The organism is Pseudoxanthomonas sp. z9, from assembly GCF_006542425.1.
In the GTDB taxonomy this organism is placed as follows: Bacteria; Pseudomonadota; Gammaproteobacteria; order Xanthomonadales; family Xanthomonadaceae; genus Pseudoxanthomonas_A.
This window is the reverse complement of sequence record NZ_VFID01000016.1, coordinates 151608-174233: the sequence shown is the minus strand read 5'-3', so window position 1 is coordinate 174233 and position 22626 is coordinate 151608. Positions and strand designations below refer to the sequence as shown.

Annotated in this window: 21 protein-coding genes; 10 read left to right on the top strand and 11 right to left on the bottom strand. The window is 68.6% G+C overall.

Going from position 1 to position 22626, the window contains the following annotated elements; genetic code table 11:
• Positions 1 to 135: 135 nt before the first annotated feature.
• A complete protein-coding gene (locus FG323_RS18810) occupies positions 136 to 471 on the bottom strand; it encodes a carboxymuconolactone decarboxylase family protein (protein ID WP_255470238.1) in 336 nt (111 codons plus the stop codon).
• Between the two features lie 50 nt (positions 472 to 521).
• On the bottom strand, positions 522 to 806 hold the full coding sequence (gene grxC, locus FG323_RS18805; RefSeq protein ID WP_249888269.1) for a glutaredoxin 3: 285 nt from the start codon (positions 804 to 806) through the stop codon (positions 522 to 524).
• A gap of 200 nt (positions 807 to 1006) precedes the next feature.
• On the opposite strand from grxC, the gene FG323_RS18800 reads away from it, so the two are divergent.
• The 9 genes from FG323_RS18800 to FG323_RS18760 all read left to right on the top strand — a co-directional run bounded on the left by FG323_RS18800 (position 1007) and on the right by FG323_RS18760 (position 13059).
• The gene (locus FG323_RS18800) at positions 1007 to 2650 is read left to right on the top strand and encodes a M48 family metalloprotease (protein ID WP_141456252.1); all 1644 of its coding nucleotides are present in this window, start codon (positions 1007 to 1009) and stop codon (positions 2648 to 2650) included.
• A 129-nt stretch (positions 2651 to 2779) separates the two neighbouring features.
• Positions 2780 to 3469 (top strand): phosphate regulon transcriptional regulator PhoB, encoded by a 690-nt coding sequence (gene phoB / locus FG323_RS18795; protein ID WP_141456251.1) that lies wholly within the window; start codon positions 2780 to 2782, stop codon positions 3467 to 3469.
• An 89-nt stretch (positions 3470 to 3558) separates the two neighbouring features.
• Positions 3559 to 4899, top strand: a complete 1341-nt coding sequence (phoR, locus tag FG323_RS18790) for a phosphate regulon sensor histidine kinase PhoR (protein ID WP_141456250.1) — start codon at positions 3559 to 3561, stop codon at positions 4897 to 4899.
• Positions 4896 to 6986: a polyphosphate kinase 1 gene (gene ppk1 / locus FG323_RS18785; RefSeq protein ID WP_141456249.1), complete on the top strand. Its 2091-nt coding sequence runs from the start codon at positions 4896 to 4898 to the stop codon at positions 6984 to 6986. The genes phoR and ppk1 overlap by 4 nt, the downstream gene beginning before the upstream one ends.
• A gap of 71 nt (positions 6987 to 7057) precedes the next feature.
• Positions 7058 to 8587, top strand: a complete 1530-nt coding sequence (ppx, locus tag FG323_RS18780; RefSeq protein ID WP_141456248.1) for an exopolyphosphatase — start codon at positions 7058 to 7060, stop codon at positions 8585 to 8587.
• A 176-nt stretch (positions 8588 to 8763) separates the two neighbouring features.
• Positions 8764 to 10011, top strand: coding sequence for an EAL domain-containing protein (locus FG323_RS18775; protein WP_141456247.1), 1248 nt, complete (start codon positions 8764 to 8766; stop codon positions 10009 to 10011).
• A 64-nt stretch (positions 10012 to 10075) separates the two neighbouring features.
• The gene (locus FG323_RS18770; protein ID WP_141456246.1) at positions 10076 to 11047 is read left to right on the top strand and encodes an aldo/keto reductase; all 972 of its coding nucleotides are present in this window, start codon (positions 10076 to 10078) and stop codon (positions 11045 to 11047) included.
• Between the two features lie 340 nt (positions 11048 to 11387).
• On the top strand, positions 11388 to 12530 hold the full coding sequence (locus FG323_RS18765; protein WP_141456245.1) for a glycosyltransferase family 1 protein: 1143 nt from the start codon (positions 11388 to 11390) through the stop codon (positions 12528 to 12530).
• The gene (locus FG323_RS18760; RefSeq protein ID WP_141456244.1) at positions 12508 to 13059 is read left to right on the top strand and encodes a phosphatase PAP2 family protein; all 552 of its coding nucleotides are present in this window, start codon (positions 12508 to 12510) and stop codon (positions 13057 to 13059) included. Before FG323_RS18765 ends, FG323_RS18760 begins: the two co-directional genes overlap by 23 nt.
• 78 nt (positions 13060 to 13137) lie before the next feature.
• Here the strand turns inward: FG323_RS18760 and FG323_RS18755 are convergent, their stop codons facing one another.
• The 9 genes from FG323_RS18755 to FG323_RS18715 form a co-directional block, all read right to left on the bottom strand.
• A complete protein-coding gene (locus FG323_RS18755; protein WP_141456243.1) occupies positions 13138 to 14727 on the bottom strand; it encodes a M20/M25/M40 family metallo-hydrolase in 1590 nt (529 codons plus the stop codon).
• A gap of 121 nt (positions 14728 to 14848) precedes the next feature.
• A complete protein-coding gene (locus FG323_RS18750; protein ID WP_141456242.1) occupies positions 14849 to 15733 on the bottom strand; it encodes a carbon-nitrogen hydrolase family protein in 885 nt (294 codons plus the stop codon).
• Positions 15730 to 16335, bottom strand: coding sequence for a GNAT family N-acetyltransferase (locus FG323_RS18745; protein ID WP_141456241.1), 606 nt, complete (start codon positions 16333 to 16335; stop codon positions 15730 to 15732). Before FG323_RS18745 ends, FG323_RS18750 begins: the two co-directional genes overlap by 4 nt.
• 38 nt (positions 16336 to 16373) lie before the next feature.
• The gene (locus tag FG323_RS18740) at positions 16374 to 16700 is read right to left on the bottom strand and encodes a hypothetical protein (protein WP_141456240.1); all 327 of its coding nucleotides are present in this window, start codon (positions 16698 to 16700) and stop codon (positions 16374 to 16376) included.
• Complete coding sequence (locus tag FG323_RS18735) at positions 16691 to 17143, bottom strand: hypothetical protein (RefSeq protein ID WP_141456239.1); 453 nt, start codon at positions 17141 to 17143, stop codon at positions 16691 to 16693. The genes FG323_RS18740 and FG323_RS18735 overlap by 10 nt, the downstream gene beginning before the upstream one ends.
• 9 nt (positions 17144 to 17152) lie before the next feature.
• A complete protein-coding gene (gene creD / locus FG323_RS18730) occupies positions 17153 to 18532 on the bottom strand; it encodes a cell envelope integrity protein CreD (protein WP_141456238.1) in 1380 nt (459 codons plus the stop codon).
• A gap of 191 nt (positions 18533 to 18723) precedes the next feature.
• Positions 18724 to 20145 carry a two-component system sensor histidine kinase CreC gene (gene creC / locus FG323_RS18725; RefSeq protein ID WP_141456237.1) on the bottom strand — a complete coding sequence of 474 codons (1422 nt, stop codon included), beginning with the start codon at positions 20143 to 20145 and terminating at the stop codon, positions 18724 to 18726.
• 2 nt (positions 20146 to 20147) lie between these two features.
• The gene (gene creB / locus FG323_RS18720; RefSeq protein ID WP_141456236.1) at positions 20148 to 20825 is read right to left on the bottom strand and encodes a two-component system response regulator CreB; all 678 of its coding nucleotides are present in this window, start codon (positions 20823 to 20825) and stop codon (positions 20148 to 20150) included.
• Positions 20826 to 20871: 46 nt separating this feature from the next.
• A complete protein-coding gene (locus FG323_RS18715) occupies positions 20872 to 21585 on the bottom strand; it encodes an NAD(P)H-dependent oxidoreductase (RefSeq protein WP_141456235.1) in 714 nt (237 codons plus the stop codon).
• A 97-nt stretch (positions 21586 to 21682) separates the two neighbouring features.
• Here FG323_RS18715 and FG323_RS18710 point away from each other — a divergent pair, with 97 nt between their 5' ends.
• Positions 21683 to 22624 carry a LysR substrate-binding domain-containing protein gene (locus FG323_RS18710; protein ID WP_141456234.1) on the top strand — a complete coding sequence of 314 codons (942 nt, stop codon included), beginning with the start codon at positions 21683 to 21685 and terminating at the stop codon, positions 22622 to 22624.
• Positions 22625 to 22626 lie beyond the last annotated feature (2 nt).

Genomic DNA, 22626 nt, shown 5'->3' with positions numbered 1-22626 from the left:
GAAGGGGGTTTCAAGTCCGCCAATTATGCCTGAACCCCCCGTACGGTCCCAAATCGACCATGGTCTGGGGGCTGCGGGAGAGTCCGCCGGAGCGCCGCGACGGGCGCTCCGGCGTCCCGGAAGCGCCGGCCGGCCTCAGCCGTGGTCGTGCGCCTGCGGCGCCCCGGCCGCGCCGTTTTCCAGCTGATCCAGGAAATCGACCGCCCGGCGTAGATGCGGGATGACGATCGAGCCGCCCACCACCAGCCCGACCGAGAACGCCTCGAAGAATTCGTCGCGGTTGACTCCTGCTTCCTTGCACTGGGCCACGTGGTAGCTGATGCAGTCGTCGCAGCGCAGCACCATCGAGGCCACCAGCCCCAGCAATTCCTTGGTCTTCACGTCCAGCGCGCCGGGCTGGTAGGTCTGGGTGTCCAGGGCGAAGAAGCGGCGAACGACCTGGTTCGGTTCGGCCAGAATGCGTTCGTTCATGCGCTGGCGGAATTCGGTGAATTCGCGCAGGCGATCCTTCTCGCCGCCGCTCACGCGCCCTCTCCTGCCAGCAGCGGCTCCAGTTTGCCGGCGCGGTGCAGGGCGATCATGTCGTCGTAACCGCCGACGTGGGTCTCGCCGATGAAGATCTGCGGGACGCTGGTGCGGCGCGCGCGGGCGACCATGCGATCGCGTTCGCCCGGCTCCAGGTCGATGCGGACTTCCTTCCAGCTCTGGCCCTTGCTCTTGAGGAAATTCTTCGCGGCCACGCAGTAAGGGCAGATCGCGGTCGTGTAGAGGGTGATGGCGGGGCCGCCGGTGTCGGTATCGCTCAAGGAATCCTCCGGAATGGAACAACGCGTTCAAAGTCGGGTCTGAGGGGCAATATGGGCATCGGATCGCGTGCTTTCCAGCCGGATGCATGGAACAGTGCGGACCGGGGGTCCGGTTAACCGCATGTTCACTCGTTGCCGGCGGCAAAGCGTCATCCTGCCGCTCGCAAGCCTGCCGCCATTGTCCGACAACGGAGTTCCGTTTGCGCCTTCCGCTGCTTTCCACCGCCCTCACCGTGCTCCTGGCCGCGCCGCTGGCGCAAGGGCAGGACGTGCGCCTGCCGGACATCGGTTCCTCCGCCGGCGAGGTGCTGAGCCCGGCACGCCAGGCGGAGTACGGCGGCATGATGCTGCGCGAGCTGCGCAATTACGGCTACCTGCTGGAAGACCCGCTGCTGGACGACTGGCTGCAGAAGGTCGGTACCCGGCTGGGCGCGGAAAGCGACTCGCCGCGCCAGAGCTATACGTTCTTTCTGATGAAGGACCGGCAGATCAACGCCTTCGCCACCCTGGGCGGCTACATCGGCACCAACGCGGGGCTGATCCTGACCGCCGAGCGCGAGGACGAGGTCGCCGCGGTGCTGTCGCACGAAATCGCCCACGTCACCCAGCAGCACGTGCTGCGCGGGGTCGAACGGGCCCAGCGCGATCAGATTCCGATCCTGCTCGGCATGCTGGGCGCGATCGTGCTGGCGCAGAGCGCCGGCGGCAATTCCAGCGGCGACGCCTCGATGGCGGCGGTCGCCAGCGGCATGGGCCTGATGCAGCAGCGCCAGATCGACTACACCCGTTCCAACGAATCCGAGGCCGATCGCCTGGGCATCCGCACCCTGTCCCGCGCCGGCTACGACGTGGACGCCATGGCCGGCTTCTTCGCCCGCATGGCCCAGGCCACCCGCGCCAACCGCGGCACCGGCCGCGAGGCGTACCCGGACTACCTGATGACCCACCCGGTCACCACCACCCGCATCAGCGAGGCCAAGGAACGCGCCGAGCAGATGCGCAAGGACAACCTGACCCTGATCACCCGGGTTCCCGGTGGCGGCGAGCGGGTCGAGCGGTTCGATCCCAAGCGCGTGACCGTGCCGGAGAAGGACAGCGACAATCCGCTGCTGCCCCTGTCCGTGCGCCTGCCGGGTGATCTGTTCAGCCGCGGCCCGACCGGCGACTTCGACTGGGCCCGGGAACGCCTGCGGGTGCTCAGCGCGACCACCGCCGACGGCGCCGCACGCGACTACGAGACCATCCGCCGCGAGTCCGGCAAGGGCCTGACCGACGCCCAGCGCTATGGCGTGGCCCTGGCCCACCTGGGGTCGGGACGGCCGGACGTGGCACTGACCGAACTGGCGCCCCTGCTGGCCGAACATCCGGGCAACCTGTGGCTGGAACTGGCGACCGCCGAGGCCGAATCCCGCGCGGGCCGCACCGCGGCGGCCAACCAGCGGCTCGCCCGCCTGCTCCAGCAGATGCCGAACAACCGCCCCATCGCGCTGACTTTCGCCCGCGTCCTCAACGAACAGGGGGGCGCCGAGGCCGGCCGGCACGCCCAGGCGGTGCTGCGTCCGCTGCTGTCCCGGGCGGGCAACGACCCGGTGTTCCAGCAGGAATTCGGCCGGGCCAACGAGCTGGCGGGCGACCTGGTCCGCGCCGGCGAGGCCTTCGCCGAGGCGGCCTTCCTCAACGGAAGGCCCGAACAGGCGCTCATCCAGTTGCAGAATCTCAAGAAGCGCAGCGATCTGGACTATTACGCCCGCGCCCGCATCGACGCCCGCATCTCGGTCATCACCCCGCAGGTGCTCGAACTGCGGCGCCAGGGCGTGCGCGATCCGGACATCGAACGGCGCTAGGCCCGGCCGCCGGGCCCGCCGAAGGCGGCCAGCCGACACGGCTGTCATATGACGGCCGCGCGGCATGTCATGTTTCCGTCATAAAATTGTCGTCTACTGGTGCGGTACCCCACAGACGACGGTAATCGCGTGCAGAAGCACATCCTGATCGTTGACGACGAGCCGGCCATCCGCGACATGGTCGCCTTCGCCCTGCGCAAGGGCGATTACGAACCCGTGCATGCGGGCGACGCCCGCGAGGCCCAGAACGCCATCGCCGACCGGGTGCCCGACCTCATCCTGCTGGACTGGATGCTGCCCGGCACCAGCGGCCTGGAGCTGGCGCGCCGCTGGCGCAAGGACGCGATGACCCGCGACGTCCCCATCATCATGCTCACCGCCCGCGGCGAGGAGAATGATCGGGTCGGCGGCCTGGAGGCCGGCGTTGACGACTACGTGGTCAAGCCGTTCTCGGCACGCGAACTGCTGGCGCGCATCCGCGCGGTCATGCGCCGTTCCCGCGAGGACGACGAGGACGGCAGCGTCGGCATCGGCCCGCTGCGCATCGACGGCGCCGCCCACCGGGTGTTCGCCGGCGATACGCCGGTGCCGATCGGCCCGACCGAGTACCGCCTGCTGCATTTCTTCATGACCCACCCCGAGCGGGTCTATTCGCGCACGCAGTTGCTGGACCATGTCTGGGGCGGCAGCGTGTACGTGGAGGAGCGCACGGTGGACGTGCACATCCGCCGCCTGCGCAAGACCCTGGAACCGCACGGCCTGGAGAACATGGTGCAGACCGTGCGTGGTTCCGGCTACCGGTTCTCGGCGTCGGTCTAGGCGCGGGATTCGGCATTGGGGATTCAGGATTCGATGTTTCCCCCGCCTGCTCCCGCTGGCTGTCATAAATAACTGCCTACAATCGGTCCATGCCCCAATACATACGCTCCGCCTGGTTCAAGACGCTCGGTCAACTGGCGGGTGTGCTGGCCCTTGCGGTGGTCGTTGGATTGCTGATTGGCCATGTATGGCCGGTCGTCACCCTGGCCGCGCTGGGCGTGGTGGCCTGGCACTACTGGCGGTTGCGCAAGGTGCTGGTGCGGCTGACCGCGCGCCAGCGGCTGGAGCCCGCGCGCGGCAATGGCGTCTGGAACGAACTGGATCGGCTGCTGTTCCGCGGCCACGCGGAAATGCGCGCGCGCAAGCGCCGGCTGCTGGACATGCTGCGCGCCTACCGCGCCGCCGCCGCGGCGTTGCCGGACGCGGTGGTGGTGGTGGAGCGCAACAACCAGCGCGTGCAGTGGTTCAACAAGGCCGCCACCAGCCTGCTCGGGCTGCAGTATCCGACCGACATCGGCGCGCCGATCGGCGATCGGCTGCAACCGTTGCCGATGTCGCATTGGCTGGCCGCCGGCCGCAATGCCGAGCCGATGCTGGACGCCGCCTCTCCGGTGGACCCGCAATTGCGCCTCAACCTGCGCCTGATTCCCTATTCCGACCAGTACTGGCTGCTGGTCGCGCGCGACGTCAGCAAGATGCTGAGGCTGGAACAGATGCGCCGCGACTTCGTTGCCAACGTCTCGCATGAACTGCGCACGCCCCTGACCGTGGTCCACGGCTATCTCGACATGCTGGACCCGCAGGACTTCCCGGACTGGGCACCGATGCTGGCGGAAATGCAGAAGCAGTCCCAGCGCATGACCCAACTGGTCGAGGATCTGCTGACCCTCTCGCGGCTGGAGGCGCAGGACAGCCTTCCGGACGAAAGCGTGGCGATGGCGCCGATGCTGGCGACCCTGCGCCGCGAGGCCGAGGCGCTCAGCCACAAGCGCCATACCGTGGTGGTGGAAGACGAGGCCGGCGTGGATTTGTGGGGTTCCAACAAGGAACTGCACAGCGCGTTCTCCAATCTGGTCAGCAACGCGGTCCGCTACACGCCGGCTGGCGGCACCATTACCGTGCGCTTCGTGCGCGAGGGCGATGGGGCCATGCTGAGCGTGCGCGACACCGGCTACGGCATCCCGGCTGCGCACCTGCCGCGCATCACCGAACGTTTCTACCGCGTGTCCACCAGCCGATCGCGCGAAAGCGGCGGCACCGGCCTGGGCCTGTCGATCGTCAAGCACGTGCTGAACCTGCACCAGGCGCGGCTGGACATCCAGAGCGAGGTCGGCCACGGTAGCGTGTTCTCGGTGCACTTCGGCGGCGAGCGCGTGCATCCGCGCGCTCCCGCGCCCTCCCCTTCCCTGCCCCACGGCCAGATCGCATGAACGCCGCCATCGACACGACGCCAGACCATCTGAGCAACGAAGACGCCCTACGCGATCCCTCGCTCTACCTCAATCGCGAACTGTCGCAGCTGGATTTCAACTTCCGCGTGCTGGCGCAGGCGCAGGATCCGCAGGTTCCGCTGCTGGAGCGGCTGCGCTTCCTGTGCATCTCGTGCACCAACCTGGACGAGTTCTTCGAGATCCGCGCGGCCACCGTCCGCCATGCGCAGGACTTCGGCCTGCCGCCGGCCGCCGACGGGTTCAGTCCGACGGTCGTGCTCAACCGCATCCACGATCGCGCCGCGGAACTGGTGGATGCGCAGTACAAGTGCTGGAACGAGGTGCTGCGGCCGGCGCTGAACGAGGCCGGTGTGCGGGTGTTCGGACGCGGCGCGTGGAGCGCGCGGCAGACCCGCTGGCTGCGCGCCTATTTCCGCAACGAGATCATGCCGGTGCTGTCACCGCTGGGCCTGGACCCCGCGCACCCGTTCCCCAAGATCCTCAACAAGTCGCTCAACATCGTGGTGGTGCTGAAGGGCAAGGACGCGTTCGGCCGCGCCGGCCACCTGGCGATCGTGCGCGCGCCGCGCTCGTTGCCGCGCATCATCCACCTGCCCTCGCGCGTGTCCGGTGGCGAGAACGACTTCGTGCTGCTGTCCTCGGTGCTGTCGGCGTTCGTCGACGAGTTGTTCCCGGGCATGGAGGTCAAGGGTTCCTACCAGTTCCGCGTCACCCGCAACTCCGAAGTGGTGGTGGACGAGGAGGAAGTGGAGAACCTGGCACTGGCGCTGCGCGACGAACTGATCGGCCGCGGCTACCGGCCGGCGGTGCGGCTGGAAATCGCCCAGGACTGCCCGAAGCCGATCATCCGCACCCTGCTGCAGAACTTCGCCCTGCCCGACAACGCGGTCTACCTGATCGACGGACCGGTCAACCTCAACCGGGTCATCCAGGTGTACGACCTGGTGCAGCGCCCGGAACTCAAGTACCCCGTCTTCACCCCGCGCACCCTGCGCGACAGCGATGCCATCTTCGACAAGGTCGATGACGGCGACGTGCTGCTGCACCATCCCTTCGACGCGTTCACCCCGGTGCTGGAGCTGCTGAAGCAGGCGGCGGTGGATCCGAACGTACTGGCGATCAAGCAGACCCTGTACCGCACCGGCAAGGACTCGGCGATCGTCGATGCGCTGGTGCAGGCGGCGCGCAACGGCAAGGACGTCACCGTGGTGGTGGAACTGCGCGCGCGCTTCGACGAGGACGCCAACCTGGGCGTGGCCGATCGCCTGCAGGAAGCCGGCGTGCAGGTGGTGTATGGCGTGGTCGGCTACAAGACCCACGCCAAGATGCTGCTGATCGTGCGACGCGAGGGCAAGAAGCTGCGTCGCTACGTGCACCTGGGCACCGGCAATTACCACAGCGGCACCGCCCGCGCCTACACCGATCTGGGCCTGATCACCGCCGATGCGGACATTGGCAACGACGTGCACCTGCTGTTCCAGCAGTTGTCCGGCCTGGCCCCGTCGACCAAGCTCAAGCGCCTGCTGCAATCCCCTTTCACCCTGCATGCCGGCCTCATCCGCAAGATCGAGCGCGAGGCGAAGCTGGCCAAGGCCGGCAAGCCGGCCCGCATCATCGCCAAGATCAACGCGCTCAACGAGCCGCGCCTGATTCGCGCGCTGTACGCGGCCTCGCAGGCCGGCGTGCGCATCGACCTGATCGTGCGCGGCGCCTGCGCGCTGCGGCCGGGCGTGCCGGGGGTTTCCGAGAACATCCACGTGCGCTCGATCGTCGGCCGCTTCCTGGAACACAGCCGCGTCTACTGGTTCGGCAACGACGGCAACCCCGAGCTTTACTGCGCCAGCGCGGACTGGCTGGAACGCAACCTGCTGCACCGTGTCGAGACCTGCTTCCCGATCCTGGATCCGGACCTGGCCAGGCGGGTGTTCCGCGACGGCCTGCAGAATTACCTGGACGACAACCAGAACGCCTGGGTGCTGGATGCCGACGGCAACTACCACAAGGTCGTACCGGCCGAGGGCGAAGCGCCGCATTCGGCGCAGGCGACCCTGCTGGCCGGGGTCTGAGGGCGATGCAAGTGCCTGAAATGGCACGGACCGCGTTGCCAAGCCGCCGTCCCTGCCTCTAGGCTTTTCCGATGCCGCCCGTCTCCGCCCCCGTCTCGCCGCCGCCCCACGACGGCGAACAGCTTGCCGCCATCGATCTCGGTTCCAACAGCTTCCACATGATCGTGGCACGCTACACGCTGGGCCAGTTGCGCGTGGTCGATCGCCTGCGCGAGACCGTGCGCATGGCCGACGGCCTGGACGGCAAGGGCGGGCTGTCGCAGGCGGCGCGCGAACGCGCGCTGGATTGCCTGTCCCGCTTCGGCCAGCGCATCCGCGACATCCCGGCCAGCCGGGTACGCGCGCTGGCGACCAACACGGTCCGCCAGCTGGCCGATCCGCAGTCTTTCCTGGTGCCGGCCGAAGCCGCGCTGGGCAAGCCGATCGAAGTGGTGTCCGGCCGCGAGGAGGCGCGCCTGATCTACCTGGGCGTGGCCCACGCGCAGCCGCCCAAGGCTGGGCAGTTGCGCCTGGTCATCGACATCGGCGGCGGTTCCACCGAATTCATCATCGGCCGTGGCATGGAGACCCTGGAGCGCGAAAGCCTGCAGGCCGGCTGCATCGCCAGCACCCGCCGCTTCTTCCCCGGCGGCAAGCTGTCCAAGAAGCGCTGGAAGGAAGCCCTCACCGAAATCGCCGCCGAGTTCCAGCAGTTCGCCGGCCAGTACCGCTCGCTGGGCTGGCAGGAGGCGATCGGTTCCTCCGGCACCAACAAGGCGATCGGCGAAATCTGCGCGGCGATGAAACTGACCAAGGGCGCGGTCACCGCCGAGGCCCTGCCGCAGGTGCGCGATCGCCTGCTGCAGGCGGAGCGCATCGACGCCATCGACCTGCCCGGCCTGTCCAGCGACCGCCGCCCGATCATCGCCGGCGGCGTGCTGGTGCTGGAGGCCGCCTTCGAGGCGTTGGGCCTGCAGCGGCTGATGGTCAGCAAGGCGGCCATGCGCGAAGGCATCCTGTACGACATGCTGGGCCGCGGCAGCGACAACGATCCGCGCGACATGTCGGCGGCCGCGCTGACCCAGCGCTACGGCATCGATGAAACCCAGGCCGCGCGGGTGGAAGCCACCGCGCTGCGCCTGCACGAGCAGGTCGCCGGTGCCTGGAAACTGGACGATGACGATGCCCGCATGCTCGGCTGGGCCGCGCGCCTGCACGAGATCGGCCTGGTCATTGCCCACAGCCAGTACCACGCGCACGGCGCCTATGTGCTGGAGAACTCCGACATCGCCGGCTTCTCCCGGCAGGAGCAGCAGGTCCTGGCGGCGCTGGTGCGCACGCATCGGCGCAACATTCCCAAGACCGCCTTCGACGCCCTGCCCGACCGCCTGCTGTTGTCGGCCAAGCGCAAGGCGGCGCTGCTGCGACTGGCGGTGCTGCTGCATCGCGCGCACGAGGCCGCGCCGATTCCGCGCCTCGAGCTCACCGCCGAGGGCGACGAACTCCGGCTGGTGGTCGATCGCCGCTGGATCGAGGCCCGGCCGCTATTGAAGTCGGACCTGGTCGGCGAGCCCGAGGACATGCAGGGCCTGGGCATCACCTTCAAACCCTTCGTCGCCTGAGCCGATCCGCCTGGCCGCTGCAAACCGCAAACGCCCGCGCTAGACTCCGCCCGGGAAACCGTCGAGGCCACGCCGGGCGGCGCCGGATCGGACAGGGGACCGATCCCGCCTCGCCATAAAACCGCCCTGCGCCCGTGTCCGCCGATCGTTTTCCGCCCTGCCTTCAGGAGGAAGTCATGCGGAACGATGCTCCCTGGAATGCCATCCTGGCCCAAGGCGGGCCCGGCGCGCTGGCCATCGGCCACAACGTCGATCGCGTGCTCGACGCGGTACGCACCCATCTGGGCATGGACGTGGCGTTCATCTCCGAATTCGGTGGCCACTACCGGACCTTCCGCCACGTGGCGGGTTCGATTGAACCGATGCCGATCCGTCCCGGCGACAGCAGCCCGCTCGATGAAGGCTACTGCCTGCGCGTGGTCGAGGGCCGCATTCCGCAGTTGATACCGGATACCACCGCGGTGCCGGCGCTGGCCGCGATTCCGGAGACCGCGCAGGTGCCGATCGGCGCGCACATCAGCGTTCCCATCCGCCTGCGCGACGGCCGCGTCTACGGCACCTTCTGCTGTTTCAGCCTGCGCCCGCACCTGTCGCTGGGCGAACGCGACCTGCACATGATGCGCGCCTTCGCGGATCTGCTCGCCTACCAGATCGACGGCGATCTGGATGCCGTGCGCCAGCACCAGGAAAAGGTCGAGCGGATCACTTCGGTGCTCGAAATGGGCCAGCCCAGCATCGTCTACCAGCCGATCTACCACCTCGCCGAAGAACGCATCATCGGTATCGAATGCCTGTCGCGGTTCGATATCAATCCACCGCGGCCCCCGGACCTGTGGTTCAACGAGGCGCGCGAAATCGGCCTGGGCGTGCGGATGGAACTCAACGCGATCCTTACCGCGCTCGATGGCCTGCGCCACGTCCCCGGCGACTTCTATGTATCGGTCAATGTCTCGCCGCAGACGCTCATCGGCGGCGAGATTGCCGGCTACCTGGACGAACTTCCGCCGCATCGGCTGGTGCTGGAAATCACCGAGCACGACTACGTGGAGGACTACGCGGTGCTGCGGGAGCGGCTGGCGCCGCTGCGCCGGCTGGGCGTGCGCGTCGCGGTCGACGATGCCGGCGCCGGCTACGCGAGCATGCGCCACGTATTGGCCACCAGCCCGGACATCATCAAGCTCGACATGACCCTGACCCGAAGCATCGACACCGATTCACCGCGCCGCGCACTGGCCGCGGCGCTGATCGCCTTCGCCCGCGAAACCCACAGCGGCATCGTCGCCGAAGGCGTGGAGACGGCGGAAGAACTGGCCGCGCTGCGCGCGCTGGGCGTGCCGGACGCGCAGGGCTATTTCCTGTCGCGACCGCTGTCGTTGCCGGCGCTGCTGGCGCTGCTGGAGCCGCCGGGCAATCGGGTCCACTGATAGGTCGCCTCCGGAGCGGTGCGCCGCTCTGGCATGATCCGGCGTCCTGACCGGAACCCGTCCCATGCGCCGCTATCCCATTCCCCATACCGACCTGCGCGCCTCGCGGATCGCCTGCGGTTGCATGCAGCTGAGCCGCGCCTGGGACGACACCGATCCCACCGCGGAGGAACGCCGGCAGGCCGCGCAGCTCATCGAGACCGCGCTGGAACAAGGCATCAACCTGTTCGACCATGCCGACATCTACGCGCGCGGCAAGTCCGAAAGGCTGTTCGGCGATTGGCTGGTGGCATCGCCCTCGCGCCGGGACGAACTGATCCTGCAATCCAAGTGCGGCATCCGCTTCGCCCATGATCCGCGCCCGGATTCGCCGGGCCGCTACGATTTCAGCCACGCGCACCTCATCGCATCCGTCGAAGGCAGCCTGCGCCGACTGCGCACCGACTACCTGGATCTGCTGTTGCTGCACCGACCGGATCCGTTGGGTGTACCGGAAGAAGTCGCGCGCGCCTTCGACGATCTGCATCGCAGCGGCAAGGTGCGGCATTTCGGCGTCAGCAACCACACCGCCAGCCAGATCGCGCTGCTGCGGGCGCATGTCGATCGGCCACTGGTCGCCAACCAGGTCGAAATCAGCCTGCTGCACCATCACCTGATCAACGAGGGCGTGATCGCCGCCACCAGCGGCACCGCCTATACCGCCTCGGCCGGCACGCTGGACGAATGCAGGCGCCAGAGCATCCTGCTGCAGGCCTGGTCGCCGCTGGCCGGTGGCCGGATCTCGCACCCAGAAACCGCCGAGCCCGCACTGCGTCCGACCGCCGAGGCCGTCGCCCTGCTCGCCGACCGCCACGGCGTTTCGCCCGAAGCGATCCTGCTGGCCTGGCTGCTGCGCCATCCCGCCGGCATCCAGCCGGTCATCGGCACCACCCGCCCCGATCGCCTGGCCGCGGCCTGCGCCGCCGACCGCATCGAACTGAGCCGCGAGGAGTGGTATGCACTGTTCACCGCGGCGCGGGGTGGTCCGGTGCCTTGAGGGCGGGGATGACCGGCCATACGGCCGTTGAAAGCGGGGATTGGGGATTGGGGATGGCGGGATCTTCCGCTTTTGCGTCCCCCTTTGAAAAAGGGGGATTGAGGGGGATTTTGCTTTTTGCGCCAAGAGCAAATCCCCCGTCACCTGCTTCGCAGGTGCCCGCCCCCTTTTTCAAAGGGGGCTGAGCCGGGCGGCTACTCGATAGGGAACTCCGCCTTGGCTCCTCGAAGGCATCTTCCGCGGAAATCCAATCCCACCGCGCCCTGTCACGCGAACGCCATGTAACTGCAATGCGGGTTTCATCGCCGGTCTCCACCATACGCAAAACGTGGAGTCGCGCATGCGGTACGCCATCGTCACCGAAACCTATCCGCCCGAGGTCAACGGCGTTGCCTTGACCGTGCAGGGGCTGGAACAGGGTCTGCGCGCGCGCGGGCATCGGGTCTCGCTGGTGCGGCCGCGCCAGGAAGGCGACCCGCGCGAGCTCGACGACACCACCCTGGTGCGTGGCGCGGCGCTGCCCCGCTATCCCGGGCTGAAATTCGGCCTGCCGGCGGCGCGCCGCCTGGTCCGGCTGTGGAGCGAATCCGCACCGGATGCGATCTACGTGGCCACGGAAGGCCCGCTGGGCTGGTCGGCGCTGCGCGCGGCGCGGCGGCTGGGCATTCCGGTCGCGACCGGCTTCCACACCCGCTTCGACGAATACATGCGCGACTACGGCGCGGCGTTCCTGCAACAAACCGCGATGCGCTGGATGCGGCGATTCCACAACGGGGCCGACGCCACCCTGGTGCCGACCCGCGAGCTGCAGGAATTCCTGACCACACAGGGCTTCGCGCGGGTGGTGCGACTGGCCCGTGCGGTCGACACCTCGCAGTTCTCGCCGGTGCACCGGGATCACGGCCTGCGCGCGGAATGGGGCGCGGGCGCGGACACGCCGGTGGCGATCTACGTGGGCCGCATCGCCGCGGAAAAGAACCTCACCCTGGCCGTGCAGGCGTTCCGCGCGATCCAGCGCGACCGCCCCGACGCGCGTTTCGTCTGGGTCGGCGACGGTCCGGCGCGCGAGCGGTTGGCGGCGGCCAATCCCGATTTCGTGTTCTGCGGGGTTCAGCGTGGCACGGCGCTGGCGCGGCATTTCGCCAGCGGCGATCTGTTCCTGTTCCCCAGCCACAGCGAAACCTTCGGCAACGTGACCCTGGAAGCCATGGCCAGCGGCGTGCCGACCGTGGCCTTCGACTACGGCGCCGCGCGCGAGCACCTGCGCAGCGGCGTGCACGGCTTCGCGGTGCGCGACGACGATGCGTTCGTGGCCGCGGCCGTGCGGCTGGGATCCGACGACGCGCTGCGTCGGCGCCTCGGCGCCGATGCCAGCGAGGCCGTGCGGGTACTGCGCCCGGAACAGGTCGCCACCGATTTCGACAACCTGCTGGCCGGTCTGGCCGCGCAAAGGAGGCCGCATGAGAACGTCGCTACCGCGTAACGCGCTCCGGGGCCGCGACGCGGGCTGGTGCCTGCGCGCCAACCGCTGGGGCGAATGGCAGGGCGTGCGCCGCTTCTTCGCGGTGATCAGCCGCCTGGGCGACGGCGTGTTCTGGTACGTGCTGATGGGCGCGCTGATCGTGATGGACGGGCTGGATGGCCTGGCCGCCTCCGCGCACCTGGCCGCCACCGGCGTGATCGCATTGACCCTCTACAAGCTGCTCAAGCGCTGGACCCGCCGCCCGCGCCCGTTCGCTTCGGACGTGAGGATCCGCGCGTGGATCGCGCCGCTGGACGAATTCAGTTTTCCCTCCGGCCACACGTTGCACGCGGTCGCCTTCACCGTGGTCGCGATGGCCCATTACCCCGCGCTGGCGGTGCTGCTGATTCCGTTCGCGGCTTGCGTGGCGGTATCGCGGGTGGTGCTGGGCCTGCACTATCCCAGCGACGTGCTGGCCGCCACCGCGATCGGCTCCGCACTGGCCGGATTGTCGCTATGGCTGGTGCCGGGCGTGTCGCTGTTCGCCTGAGCGAACCGGAAAACCGCAGGAAAAAAAGAAGGCCGGATTCCTGCGAATCCGGCCTTCTTCACATCACGAGGATGATGCTCAGTTTTCCAGCAGCGGCTTGCGCGGCAGTTTCTGCTCGCGCATCGCGGCGTGGTAGGCGAACGAGGCCAGGATCGCCGCCGCCTGCTTCAGGTCTTCCGGCGACGCGTGATCGTAGGTGTCCAGATCGCTGTGGTGGACGTTGCTGAAGTAATCCAGGCCATCCTGCACGAACTGGAAGCCGGGCAGGCCGACGCGATCAAACGAAACGTGGTCGGTGCTGCCGGTGTTGCGCACGGTCACGATGGTGGCGCCGACGTCGTTGAACGGCTTCAGCCAGGCTTCGAAGATCGGCATCGCCGCCTGGTTTTCCTGCGCGTAGATGCCGCGAATCTTGCCGGAGCCGTTGTCCAGGTTGAAGTAGGCCGAGAACTTGTCGTAGTCGCGCTTGCGCTGGAGCGGGCCGGTGCGCTCCTGGAAGTAGCGCGGCAGCTTCTTCTGTTCCGGATCGGTGGCTTCCGGGTAATCGGCGAAGTGCTTGGCGACGTAGGCCGCCGAACCGATCAGGCCCTGCTCCTCGCCGCTCCACAGCGCCACCCGGATGGTGCGGCGCGGCTTGGCGCCCACCGCCTTGAGGATGCGCATGGCTTCCATCATCACCGCCACGCCGGCGGCGTTGTCGGCCGCGCCGGTGCCGGCGTGCCAGGAATCCATGTGTGCGCCGATCATCACGATCTCGTCGGCCTTGCCGCTTCCCGGGATCTCGGCAATCGTGTTGTAGCCGGGATCATTGGTCTCGCTGGTGAACTGCGCGTCCACGTTGATGCGCAGGCGCACGTCCTGCTTGCGCTCGATTGCGCGCAGCAACGGGTTGTAATGCTCGGCCGCCACCGCCAGTTCCGGAATGCCGGCCGGTTCGCCGGCACGGCGCGAACCGCCGCCGCCGACCCGGATGATGCCGTTGTCCCAGCCACTGATGCTGAGCGCGGCCAGCGCGCCTTCCTCGGTCAGGAAACGGTTGGTCGCCTGCACCAGATCCTGGCGCTGCCGGTACTCGGCCAGGCGCTTGCCGCGCTCGGCCGGGTTGGTGTCCTTGGGCACGCTGAAGGACAGCAGTTCGGTCAGGCCGGCTTCGTCGTAGCGGCGCGAATCCGCCTCGGTGCCGGGCTTGTACTCGCGGGCTTCGCTGAGCAGGACAATCTTGCCCTTCAGCTTGCCTTTGTACTTGTCCAGGTCCGCCTTGGTCTTGAGGGTGACGACCACCGCCTCGCCTTCGACCGGGCCCTGCGTGCCGGGGGTCCAGGCCTTGGGCACGGCGCGCAGCGAGGTCACCCGCGGCGCCAGCAGTTCCACGCTCGCGGAGCGATAGGTCCAGCCGCGGCCGAAGTCGTCGAACGCCTCGTCATGGACGTTCGACAGTCCCCATTCGGTGAACTTGCCGCGCGACCAGGCATTGGCCTGCGCCATGCCCGGCGAGTTGGTCAGGCGCGGCCCGATTTCCTCGGTCAGGTGGCCGAAGGTCGCCATCACCTGCGACCGGTGGAATGCCTCCTGGCGGATGCGGTTGACCATGTCCAGGTCCACCGGTTCATTCGCCTGCGCCATTCCGGCCAGGCCCAGGCACAACGCCATCACGCTCCGCTTCAACACGCCCCTGCTCTCCCCGGGTTAGTCCCCGAATGTGCACAAAGGATCGAGTCTGCCCCGGCCAAAGGTCATGGTCCCCCTGCCATCAGTCATGGTCGGGGCGGAGAGCCAGCGAGAGCCGGGCTCAGCGGAACGGTTCGCGGCGGGCGCGTTGCAATGCGGGAATGCCCTGCCCGGTCCAGTCGCGATCATTGGCCACCTGCGCCTGGCCACGACTGGCATCCAGCGCGTCGAAGTCGAGCTCGGCGATGGCCCAGACCTCGTCGCCGCGGGTCTGCGCCAGCGCGCCGTCGGCCGGAAAACCGCGATCCATCGGCGCGAACAGGGCCGCCTCGCCGGTATTCACGTCCAGCGCCGGACTCCATTCGGCGATGCCGGCGGTAACCGCCTGAGCCACGAAGAAACGGTTCTCCAGCGCGCGCGCCAGGCAACCGACCCGCACGCGGGTGGCGCCTGCCTCGGTATCGGTGCAACTGGGCACCACCAGCAGGCGTGCACCGGCTTCGTACTGCGCGCGCACCGGCAGCGGGAACTCGCTGTCGTAACAGACCGCGATGCCGGCGCGGACGCCTTCCACATCGAACACATTCAGCGCGTCGCCGCCCTCGATCACGCCGGTGGCCTTCTCGAAACCGGTGAGTTGCAGTTTGTCCTGCCAGCCATGGCGGCCGTTAGGCGTGAACCAGTAGCTGCGATTGCGGTAGCGCCGTTCGCCCACGGCGAGCAGGAACGAGCCGGCCACCACATGCAGGCGCAGTTCCGTCGCCAGCTTCGGAAACAGCATCATCCAGTCCGCGTGCAGCGCCTGGGTCGCCGCCAGCGAGGCTTCCAGATCGCCGCGCACATCCGCCGCGAAGATCGCGGCCAGTTCCAGCGACAGGTACTCGGGCAGCACCGCCACCTTCGCGCCCCGCGCGGCCGCCTCGTCCAGCAATCGCGCCAGCCGTTCGGCGAAGGCGGCGAAGTCGCGCGGCGCCTGGATCGGATACTTGGCCACGGCGACCTTCATGGCGTGGCCTCCAGCGGGCGCAGCCAGAACGTCAGCGCATGCGGGATTTCGCCGCGATCGATCTCGTCCCACGCCAGTTGCATGGTCATCCCGTCCCTGCGCCGGTAGCCGCGCTTGTGCCAGAAAACCTCGTTGCCGCGATGCCCCACCGGCCGGCGCGGGTCTTGCGGATCACGGTCCACCGCGCAGAACGCGGTCCAGCGGAAACCGCCCAGCGCGCGCGCATGCGCCTCGCGGCGGTCGAAGAAGGCATGGCCGATGCCGCGCCCGCGATACGCCGGCAGCAGCACCGATTCGCCGAAATAGAACACCTCGCGCGGTGCGATGTCCGTTGCCAGAAAGGGCACACGGAACGCTTCGGTGTCGTCCAGCAGCGGCAGCCCGGTGGATGCGCCGACCACGCGTCCGTCGTCCAGCGCCAGCACGAACAGGCTGCGCGGCGACGCCGCGTAGGCCGCCAGGTAATCGCGCTCGTAGTCGAAATCACCCTCGTACAGGTAGGGCCAGTCACGGAACACGGCCACGCGCAGGCGCGCCACGTCGGCCAGCCAGGGCCCGATGTCCGGTCCGCGGAATACACGGATGTCAAAGCAGGAATCCATCCGCGAACTTTACCGCAGGCCCGGCACGGCGACCGCGCTCACGGCATGGGATCGCCGCCGAAGCCGTCCGGCGGCGAGTCGATTTCCGCGCCGGCAACCCTGCGGCCCGCCGCCACCGCCGCGCCCGCGAGCAGGCCACCCACGATCAGCATCGCCTGCATGGCCATCACCATCAGCACGCCCAAGCCCTCGCCCGGGCCTCCGTCGTGGCCCGGCTGCGATAACGCGTGGCAGTGCTGCAACCAGAGCAGCGACAACAGCAGTTGCGGCAACAGGAACAGAACCCCATACAGACGCCATGAAATCACCGCCGCCATGACGTAGAACAGCAGGACCAGAACGGTTCCCGCCAGCATCACCGGCATCGTTCGGAGCCTCCCGCCGACAGGCTCCGCCAATCGTCCCAGTCGTAGACCAGGATGCCGGATTCGGGCAACACCCACAGGCGCGCGCGGCCATCCCGCGAGCAGGTCATGAAACGACGCGCGCGCGGTGGTTCACCCGTTGCCTGCCACGGCCCCCAGACGATGGGGACGGCATGCCGCGAAAGGCCTTCCCTGGCCTCCGTCGCGTCCTGCAGGAACATCATCGGCCGACTGCACAGGGCATCGCGCGTCTCCGCCGCAAGCCGGAACCCCAGCCAGCCCCGGTGCACGTGCCGCAGCGGCAACAGCAGCCTGGCCAGCGCGCGTTCGCTCGTGCCGAGCGCCCGGCCTTCATCTCCTTCGAGGGCGATCACGGCCTCGGTGTGCAGGCAGGCGGGCAACACCCTGCACGCGCGGCGATGCAATGTCTGCGGGTCCAGCATGGGCGTGCCTCAGCGCAACCCGTTGCCCAGGTCGTACCAGTCGACCTTGCGGGTCACCCACATGATCACCGCCAGGATGCCGAACAGCAGCAGCGTGCCCATCAGCAGCGCATTGGTCTCCGACAACAGCAGCATGTACAGCACGCCGTACAGCGCGGTCAGCATCACCGCGAACCCGGCCGCGCGCAGCCAACTGCGCAAGACCCCGGACAGATAGAAGAACTGCAGTCCGATGCACGCCACCGCCGACACCAGGTACGCCTTCCAGAAGGCGATGTGTTCGGACAGGCTGAGCAGCAACAGGAAGAAGATCGCCAGCGCCAGGCCGACCAGCAGGTACTGTAGCGGATGGATCGGCAGGCGCTTGATCAGCTCGAACAGGGCAAAGCCGACGAAGGTCAGCACCACGAACAGGATGCCGTACTTGCTGGCGCGATCGGCCTGGGTATAGATGTCCACCGGATCGACCAGATGGATGTCGGCGCTGTCGATGCGAGTGAGCGAGGGGCCTTCCGAGGACGCGTCGACGGCGGCCTGGCCGGTCAGCGGCATGCGCCGGGTGAAATCGCCTTCGGCGCTGGCCAGTTGCGCCTGCGCGTTGCTGGCCAGGGAGGAGATTTCCCAGTTGGCGGTGAAGCCGCTGGCCTCGACGGTGCGCTGGGTCGGCAGGAAGCGGCCGCCGAACAACGGATGCGGCCATTCCGAGTGCACGTCGATGCGGTTGCTGTCGGCGATCGGGCTGATGCCCAGCGATTCGGTGCCGGCCAGGCCGAAGTCCAGCTGCACGTTGCTGGCCGGCAGGAGCACGCCTCCCTCGCCGCCCAGCACCGCGTGGACGCCGCTCATCCGCGCGGACATCGCGCCGGTGCCGCCCTCGAAGGCGAGCGCGCGTCCGTCGACCTTGACGACCGGCGTTCCCACCAGCCCGCGCACGTCGCTCAATCCCATCACCAGGATGGGCTTGCCGTAGATGCGGCCTTCCGTCTGCTCCAGTACCAGCGACTCGAAGTGCGCGCTCATCCGCGCCGACCACTGGTAGGTGCGCACGTCGTACAGGCCGATGCGCCGCAGCGCGGGCTTCATGCCGCCCGCCGCCTGCAGGGTCTTGGGCGTCTGCAGCACGTAGCCACGCACGGTTTCCTGGCGGATTTCCGGCTTGCCTTCGGCGTTGACCACCGTGGTGTTGCTGGTCTTCTGCCAGGGCACGACGCGCAGCGGCCCGATCACCTGTTGCGGTCCGGCCATGCTCTCGGCGATGCGTTCGACCGCCTGCGTCTGGTAACGCTCGCGATCGCTGATCACGCCGCGCACCATCAGCAGGGGGATCATCAACAGCAGCACCAGACCGCCCACGGTCAGGAACCGCAACAACAGCTTCAACGACTTCATGTCTTCGCCCATCCGGGTGTGGAGATGGACAAAGCCTGGCGCCGGCCGGTGGGCAGGCGTGGAAGCGGATTTGAAGTCTGTGTGAAGTGGGTTGCCGGCGCCTTCTCCCTTGTGTGGGAGCGACGTGAGTCGCGATTCGACCCAGCAGGGTTTCGCGACTTACGTCGCTCCCACAGGATGGAGGGTTCCGATCAGGCCGCGGGCAGGGTCAGCACGGCTTCGGCGCCGCCGTCGGGATGGTTGCGCAGGACGATGTCGCCGCCGTGCAGGCGCGCGACTTCGCGCACGAACGGCAGGCCCAGGCCGGAACTGCGCAGGCCGCTGCCCGGGCGGGCCAGCGAATAGAAGCGCTCGAAGATGCGTTCATGCGCGTAGTCGGGAATGCCCGGCCCGTGATCGCGCACGCTCAGCTGGACGCGATCGCCGGCGGCATCGGCGGCCAGCACCACCTCCGCGCCGGGCGGCGAAAAAGCGATGGCGTTGTCGAGCAGGTTGCTCAGCGCCTGGCGGAGCAGGAAGGGATCGCCGCTCAGGCGCAGGCCCGGCGCGCCGCGCACGCGCAGGTCCAGGCCGGCGGCGCGCATCTCGGCGGCCTCGCGCACGGCTTCCAGCAATTCGTCCGCCGTCACCGTCTGGCGCTTCTGCAGCCAGCCATGCTGTTCCACCTCGGCCAGCGCCAGCAGCTTGTCGATGGTCTCGGTCAGGCGCTGTTCCTGGGTCTGGATGTTGCGGGCGAAGCGCTGTCGTTCGGCTTCCGGCAACGGCTCCTGCAACAGCTCGGCCGCGCCGCGGATCGCCGCCAGCGGGCTCTTCATCTCGTGGGTCAGCGACTGCACGTACTGCTCGACGTAGGCCTTGCCCTCCAGTTTGCGCCGCATCGCCTCCAGCGCGCGCCCCAGATCGCCGATCTCGTCGCGGCGCGGCTTGGGCGGTGGCACCGGCTCGCCGGCGGCCACCGCCTGCGCGTAGCGGTTCAGGCGGCGGATGCCGCTCACCAGCCACCAGGTGATCAGCGCGCCGATCAGCGCGGACAGGCCGATCAGCCAGGCGCCGCGGCGCATGATGCTGCGCTGGCTGGCGGTGATGAACGGATCGATGGTGTGGTTGGGCTGCGCCACCGTCAGCACGCCAATCAGCCGGTCGCCGTCGCGGATGGGCGCGGCCACGTGCATCACCGTGCGCTCCGGGTCGTCGGGTGTCTCCGGGCTGGAACGCGCGCCGTACTCGCCGCGCAGGGTCAGGTAGACATCGTTCCAGCGCGAATTGTCGCGGCCGACGTCGCGGCCCTGCGAATCGTAGACCACGATCCCGCGCGCATCGGTGACGGTCACCCGGTACTCGATGTGGCGCTTGGGGAAACTCCAGATGCGTGCGCGCAGGTCACGTCCCGCGGCTTCGGCCACCTTGGCCGCGAACTGGCCGTCGGCGATGCGGCCGGCCTTCAGATCGTCGGCGGCCATCACCGCCAGCAGGTTGGCGGTGTCGACCAGGGTGGATTCCATCGCCTGGCGCACGCCCGGCTTGACCTCGTTGACGAACACCCGCATCACGAAGAACGCGGCCAGTCCGACAATCAGGAAGAAGGCGAGGAACAGGCGGGCGCCCAGGCGCATGATCAGATCTCGATGGCGTAGCCGAGCCCACGATGGGTGCGGATCGGATCCGGCTCCGCGCCGGCCGCGCGCAGCTTGCCGCGCAGCGTCTTGATGTGGGTATCGACGGTGCGGTCCATGCTCTCGGCATCGCTGTCCCAGCCGCGATCCATCAACTGCGCGCGGCTGAGGATCGCGCCGGGCCGCTGCAGCAGCGCCGCCAGCACGGCGTATTCGTAACGGGTCAGATCCAGCGGGCGATCCTGGTAATGGATCCGGTGCCCGTCGCGATCGATGGCGAAACCGCCCTGTCGGATCCAGCCCGCGTCCGGCGCGGCCGGATGCAGCCGACGCAGCCGCGCGCGGACCCTCGCGACCAGTTCGCGCGGCGAGAACGGCTTGGCGACATAGTCGTCCGCTCCCAGTTCGAGCCCCAGCACGCGGTCGATCTCGTCGTTGCGCGCGGTCAGGAAGATCACCGGCACGTCGCTGAAGGCGCGCAATTCACGGCAGACGTCGAAGCCGCTGGCGTCGGGCAGGCCGACGTCCAGCACCACCACGTCCACGCCACCGGCGCGCACCCGCGGCACGACCTCGCGGGCGAGCTGACAATGCTCGGTTTCCAGTCCCTCGCTGCGCAGCGCGTACAACACGGTGTCGGCGATGGCGGCTTCGTCTTCGGCAATCAGGATCAGCGGCATGCGGCACAGGATAGTCGGCCCCCGCGCGGGCCGCCACGCGCCGGGCTCAACCCGTCGCCATCCGGACGAGGGATGCGCCGGCGCCATCGGCCATTTCCGCAATCAGGCGTGGCACCAGCGCATCCAGTTCGGCCTCGGCCGCCGCCAGCGAACCGGCCAGGCGCGCGTCGGCGAATTCGTCGTACTCCACCGCGATGCGGTCCACCCGATCGATGCCCAGGTACGCCAGCGGCACGGCGATGCCGTCCTCGACATGGTTCAGATGCGCCAGGCGTCCGCCCGGGCCGTAGCCGAAATCGCCGCGCGCGCCCAGCAGGACCAGTCGCCGGCCCTGCCCGGCCAGCATCGGCCAGTACGGCTCCCCGGCCCGACTGCGGTCGAAGCCGAACGTGCGCCCGACTCGCACCACGTTGTCGATCCACGCCTTGAGCTGGGCCGGCATGCCGAAGTTGTACATCGGCGCGGCGATCACGATCAGCTCGCTGGCAATCAGTTCGTCCACGAGGGCATCGCTCTCGCGCAGGGTTTCGCGCATCCGCTCGTCGCGCTGCTCCGGCCGGGTGAACGCCGCCCGCACCCAATCGCCAGTAACCGGCGCGGGCGGATGCAGGCCCACGTCGCGACGCACCACCCGGTCGTGCGGACGCCGCGCCTTCCAGCGACGGAGGAATCCGGCACTGAGGCGGCGGGTGTGCGAGCCATGCGCCTGCTGGTCCGAGCGGCCCGCGCGGGCGCTGGAGTCGATGCACAGGATGTTCATTTTCACTCATCTTTTGCGGCGCACCGGAACAGGTGCATGATGCGCATTTTCCCGGGGCTAAAGCCCCGATAAAAACGATATTTGCGAACCCATACAGATGAGCAGAATTCACCCTATCACCCGCCTGCCGTCGCTCAACGCACTGCGCGTGTTCGAAGCGGCCGCGCGGCATTCGAGCTTCCGGCGGGCCGCCGAGGAACTGGCGCTCACCCCCACCGCCGTCAGCCACCAGATCCGTCTGCTGGAAGACCGGCTGGGACTGCCACTGTTCACCCGCCAGGCCCGGCGGGTGGCGCTCACCGAGGCCGGCCAGCGGCTGTATCCGGTGCTGCGCGACAGCTTCGACAGCATTGGCCAGACCCTGGCGGCGCTGCGCGCGCCCTCGCCACGCCTGGCGGTCACGGTTTCGGCCACCCGTGGCTTCGCCGCGCAATGGCTGCTGCCGCGGCTGCCGGCGTTCGCCGATGCGCATCCGGACATCGATCTGCACCTGCATGCCTCCGACGCACCGGTGGATCTGCTCGCGGGCCAGGCCGATCTGGCCCTGCGCTACGGCCGGATGCCACCGCCCGGCCTGCATGCGGACATCCTGCTGCGCTGCCGGTTCGCGCCGGTGTGCAGTCCGCGCCTGGACCTGCGCGACCCGGCACGGCTGGGCGCGTTCCCGCGCCTGCGCTTCGAATGGCGACAGCGTGATCGCGCCACGCCCGATTGGCCGCTGTGGTTCCGCAAGGCGGGACTGGCCGCCGGCGATGCGCCGGAACGGTTGTTCTCCGACGAATCGCACGCCATCGTCGCCGCGATCTCGGGCCAGGGCGTGCTGCTGGCGAACCTGGCGCTGGTGGCCGGCGAGCTGCGCGACGGCACCCTGGATCAACCCTTCGGTCCGGTGCTGGAAGGCCATCCGATCCGGATGCTGTGGCCGCCGCGCCACGCAGGCAACGACGCGGTGGCGCACGTGCGCGCCTGGCTGCGGGAACAGGCCGGGGAGTCGCCGGGCACCGGCGCGGGCGCCGATGCGTTCCCGGCGACGGATTGAAT

Excerpts from the sequence above, each read along its gene's own strand:
- FG323_RS18810 (WP_255470238.1), bottom strand. The coding sequence starts at position 471 with ATGAACGAACGCATTCTGGCCGAACCGAACCAGGTCGTTCGCCGCTTC.
- phoR (WP_141456250.1), top strand. The coding sequence starts at position 3,559 with ATGCCCCAATACATACGCTCCGCCTGGTTCAAGACGCTCGGTCAACTG.
- ppk1 (WP_141456249.1), top strand. The coding sequence starts at position 4,896 with ATGAACGCCGCCATCGACACGACGCCAGACCATCTGAGCAACGAAGAC.
- ppx (WP_141456248.1), top strand. The coding sequence starts at position 7,058 with ATGCCGCCCGTCTCCGCCCCCGTCTCGCCGCCGCCCCACGACGGCGAA.
- FG323_RS18775 (WP_141456247.1), top strand. The coding sequence starts at position 8,764 with ATGCGGAACGATGCTCCCTGGAATGCCATCCTGGCCCAAGGCGGGCCC.
- FG323_RS18770 (WP_141456246.1), top strand. The coding sequence starts at position 10,076 with ATGCGCCGCTATCCCATTCCCCATACCGACCTGCGCGCCTCGCGGATC.
- FG323_RS18765 (WP_141456245.1), top strand. The coding sequence starts at position 11,388 with ATGCGGTACGCCATCGTCACCGAAACCTATCCGCCCGAGGTCAACGGC.
- FG323_RS18760 (WP_141456244.1), top strand. The coding sequence starts at position 12,508 with ATGAGAACGTCGCTACCGCGTAACGCGCTCCGGGGCCGCGACGCGGGC.
- FG323_RS18750 (WP_141456242.1), bottom strand. The coding sequence starts at position 15,733 with ATGAAGGTCGCCGTGGCCAAGTATCCGATCCAGGCGCCGCGCGACTTC.
- FG323_RS18745 (WP_141456241.1), bottom strand. The coding sequence starts at position 16,335 with ATGGATTCCTGCTTTGACATCCGTGTATTCCGCGGACCGGACATCGGG.
- FG323_RS18740 (WP_141456240.1), bottom strand. The coding sequence starts at position 16,700 with ATGCCGGTGATGCTGGCGGGAACCGTTCTGGTCCTGCTGTTCTACGTC.
- FG323_RS18735 (WP_141456239.1), bottom strand. The coding sequence starts at position 17,143 with ATGCTGGACCCGCAGACATTGCATCGCCGCGCGTGCAGGGTGTTGCCC.
- creD (WP_141456238.1), bottom strand. The coding sequence starts at position 18,532 with ATGAAGTCGTTGAAGCTGTTGTTGCGGTTCCTGACCGTGGGCGGTCTG.
- creC (WP_141456237.1), bottom strand. The coding sequence starts at position 20,145 with ATGCGCCTGGGCGCCCGCCTGTTCCTCGCCTTCTTCCTGATTGTCGGA.
- creB (WP_141456236.1), bottom strand. The coding sequence starts at position 20,825 with ATGCCGCTGATCCTGATTGCCGAAGACGAAGCCGCCATCGCCGACACC.
- FG323_RS18715 (WP_141456235.1), bottom strand. The coding sequence starts at position 21,585 with ATGAACATCCTGTGCATCGACTCCAGCGCCCGCGCGGGCCGCTCGGAC.
- FG323_RS18710 (WP_141456234.1), top strand. The coding sequence starts at position 21,683 with ATGAGCAGAATTCACCCTATCACCCGCCTGCCGTCGCTCAACGCACTG.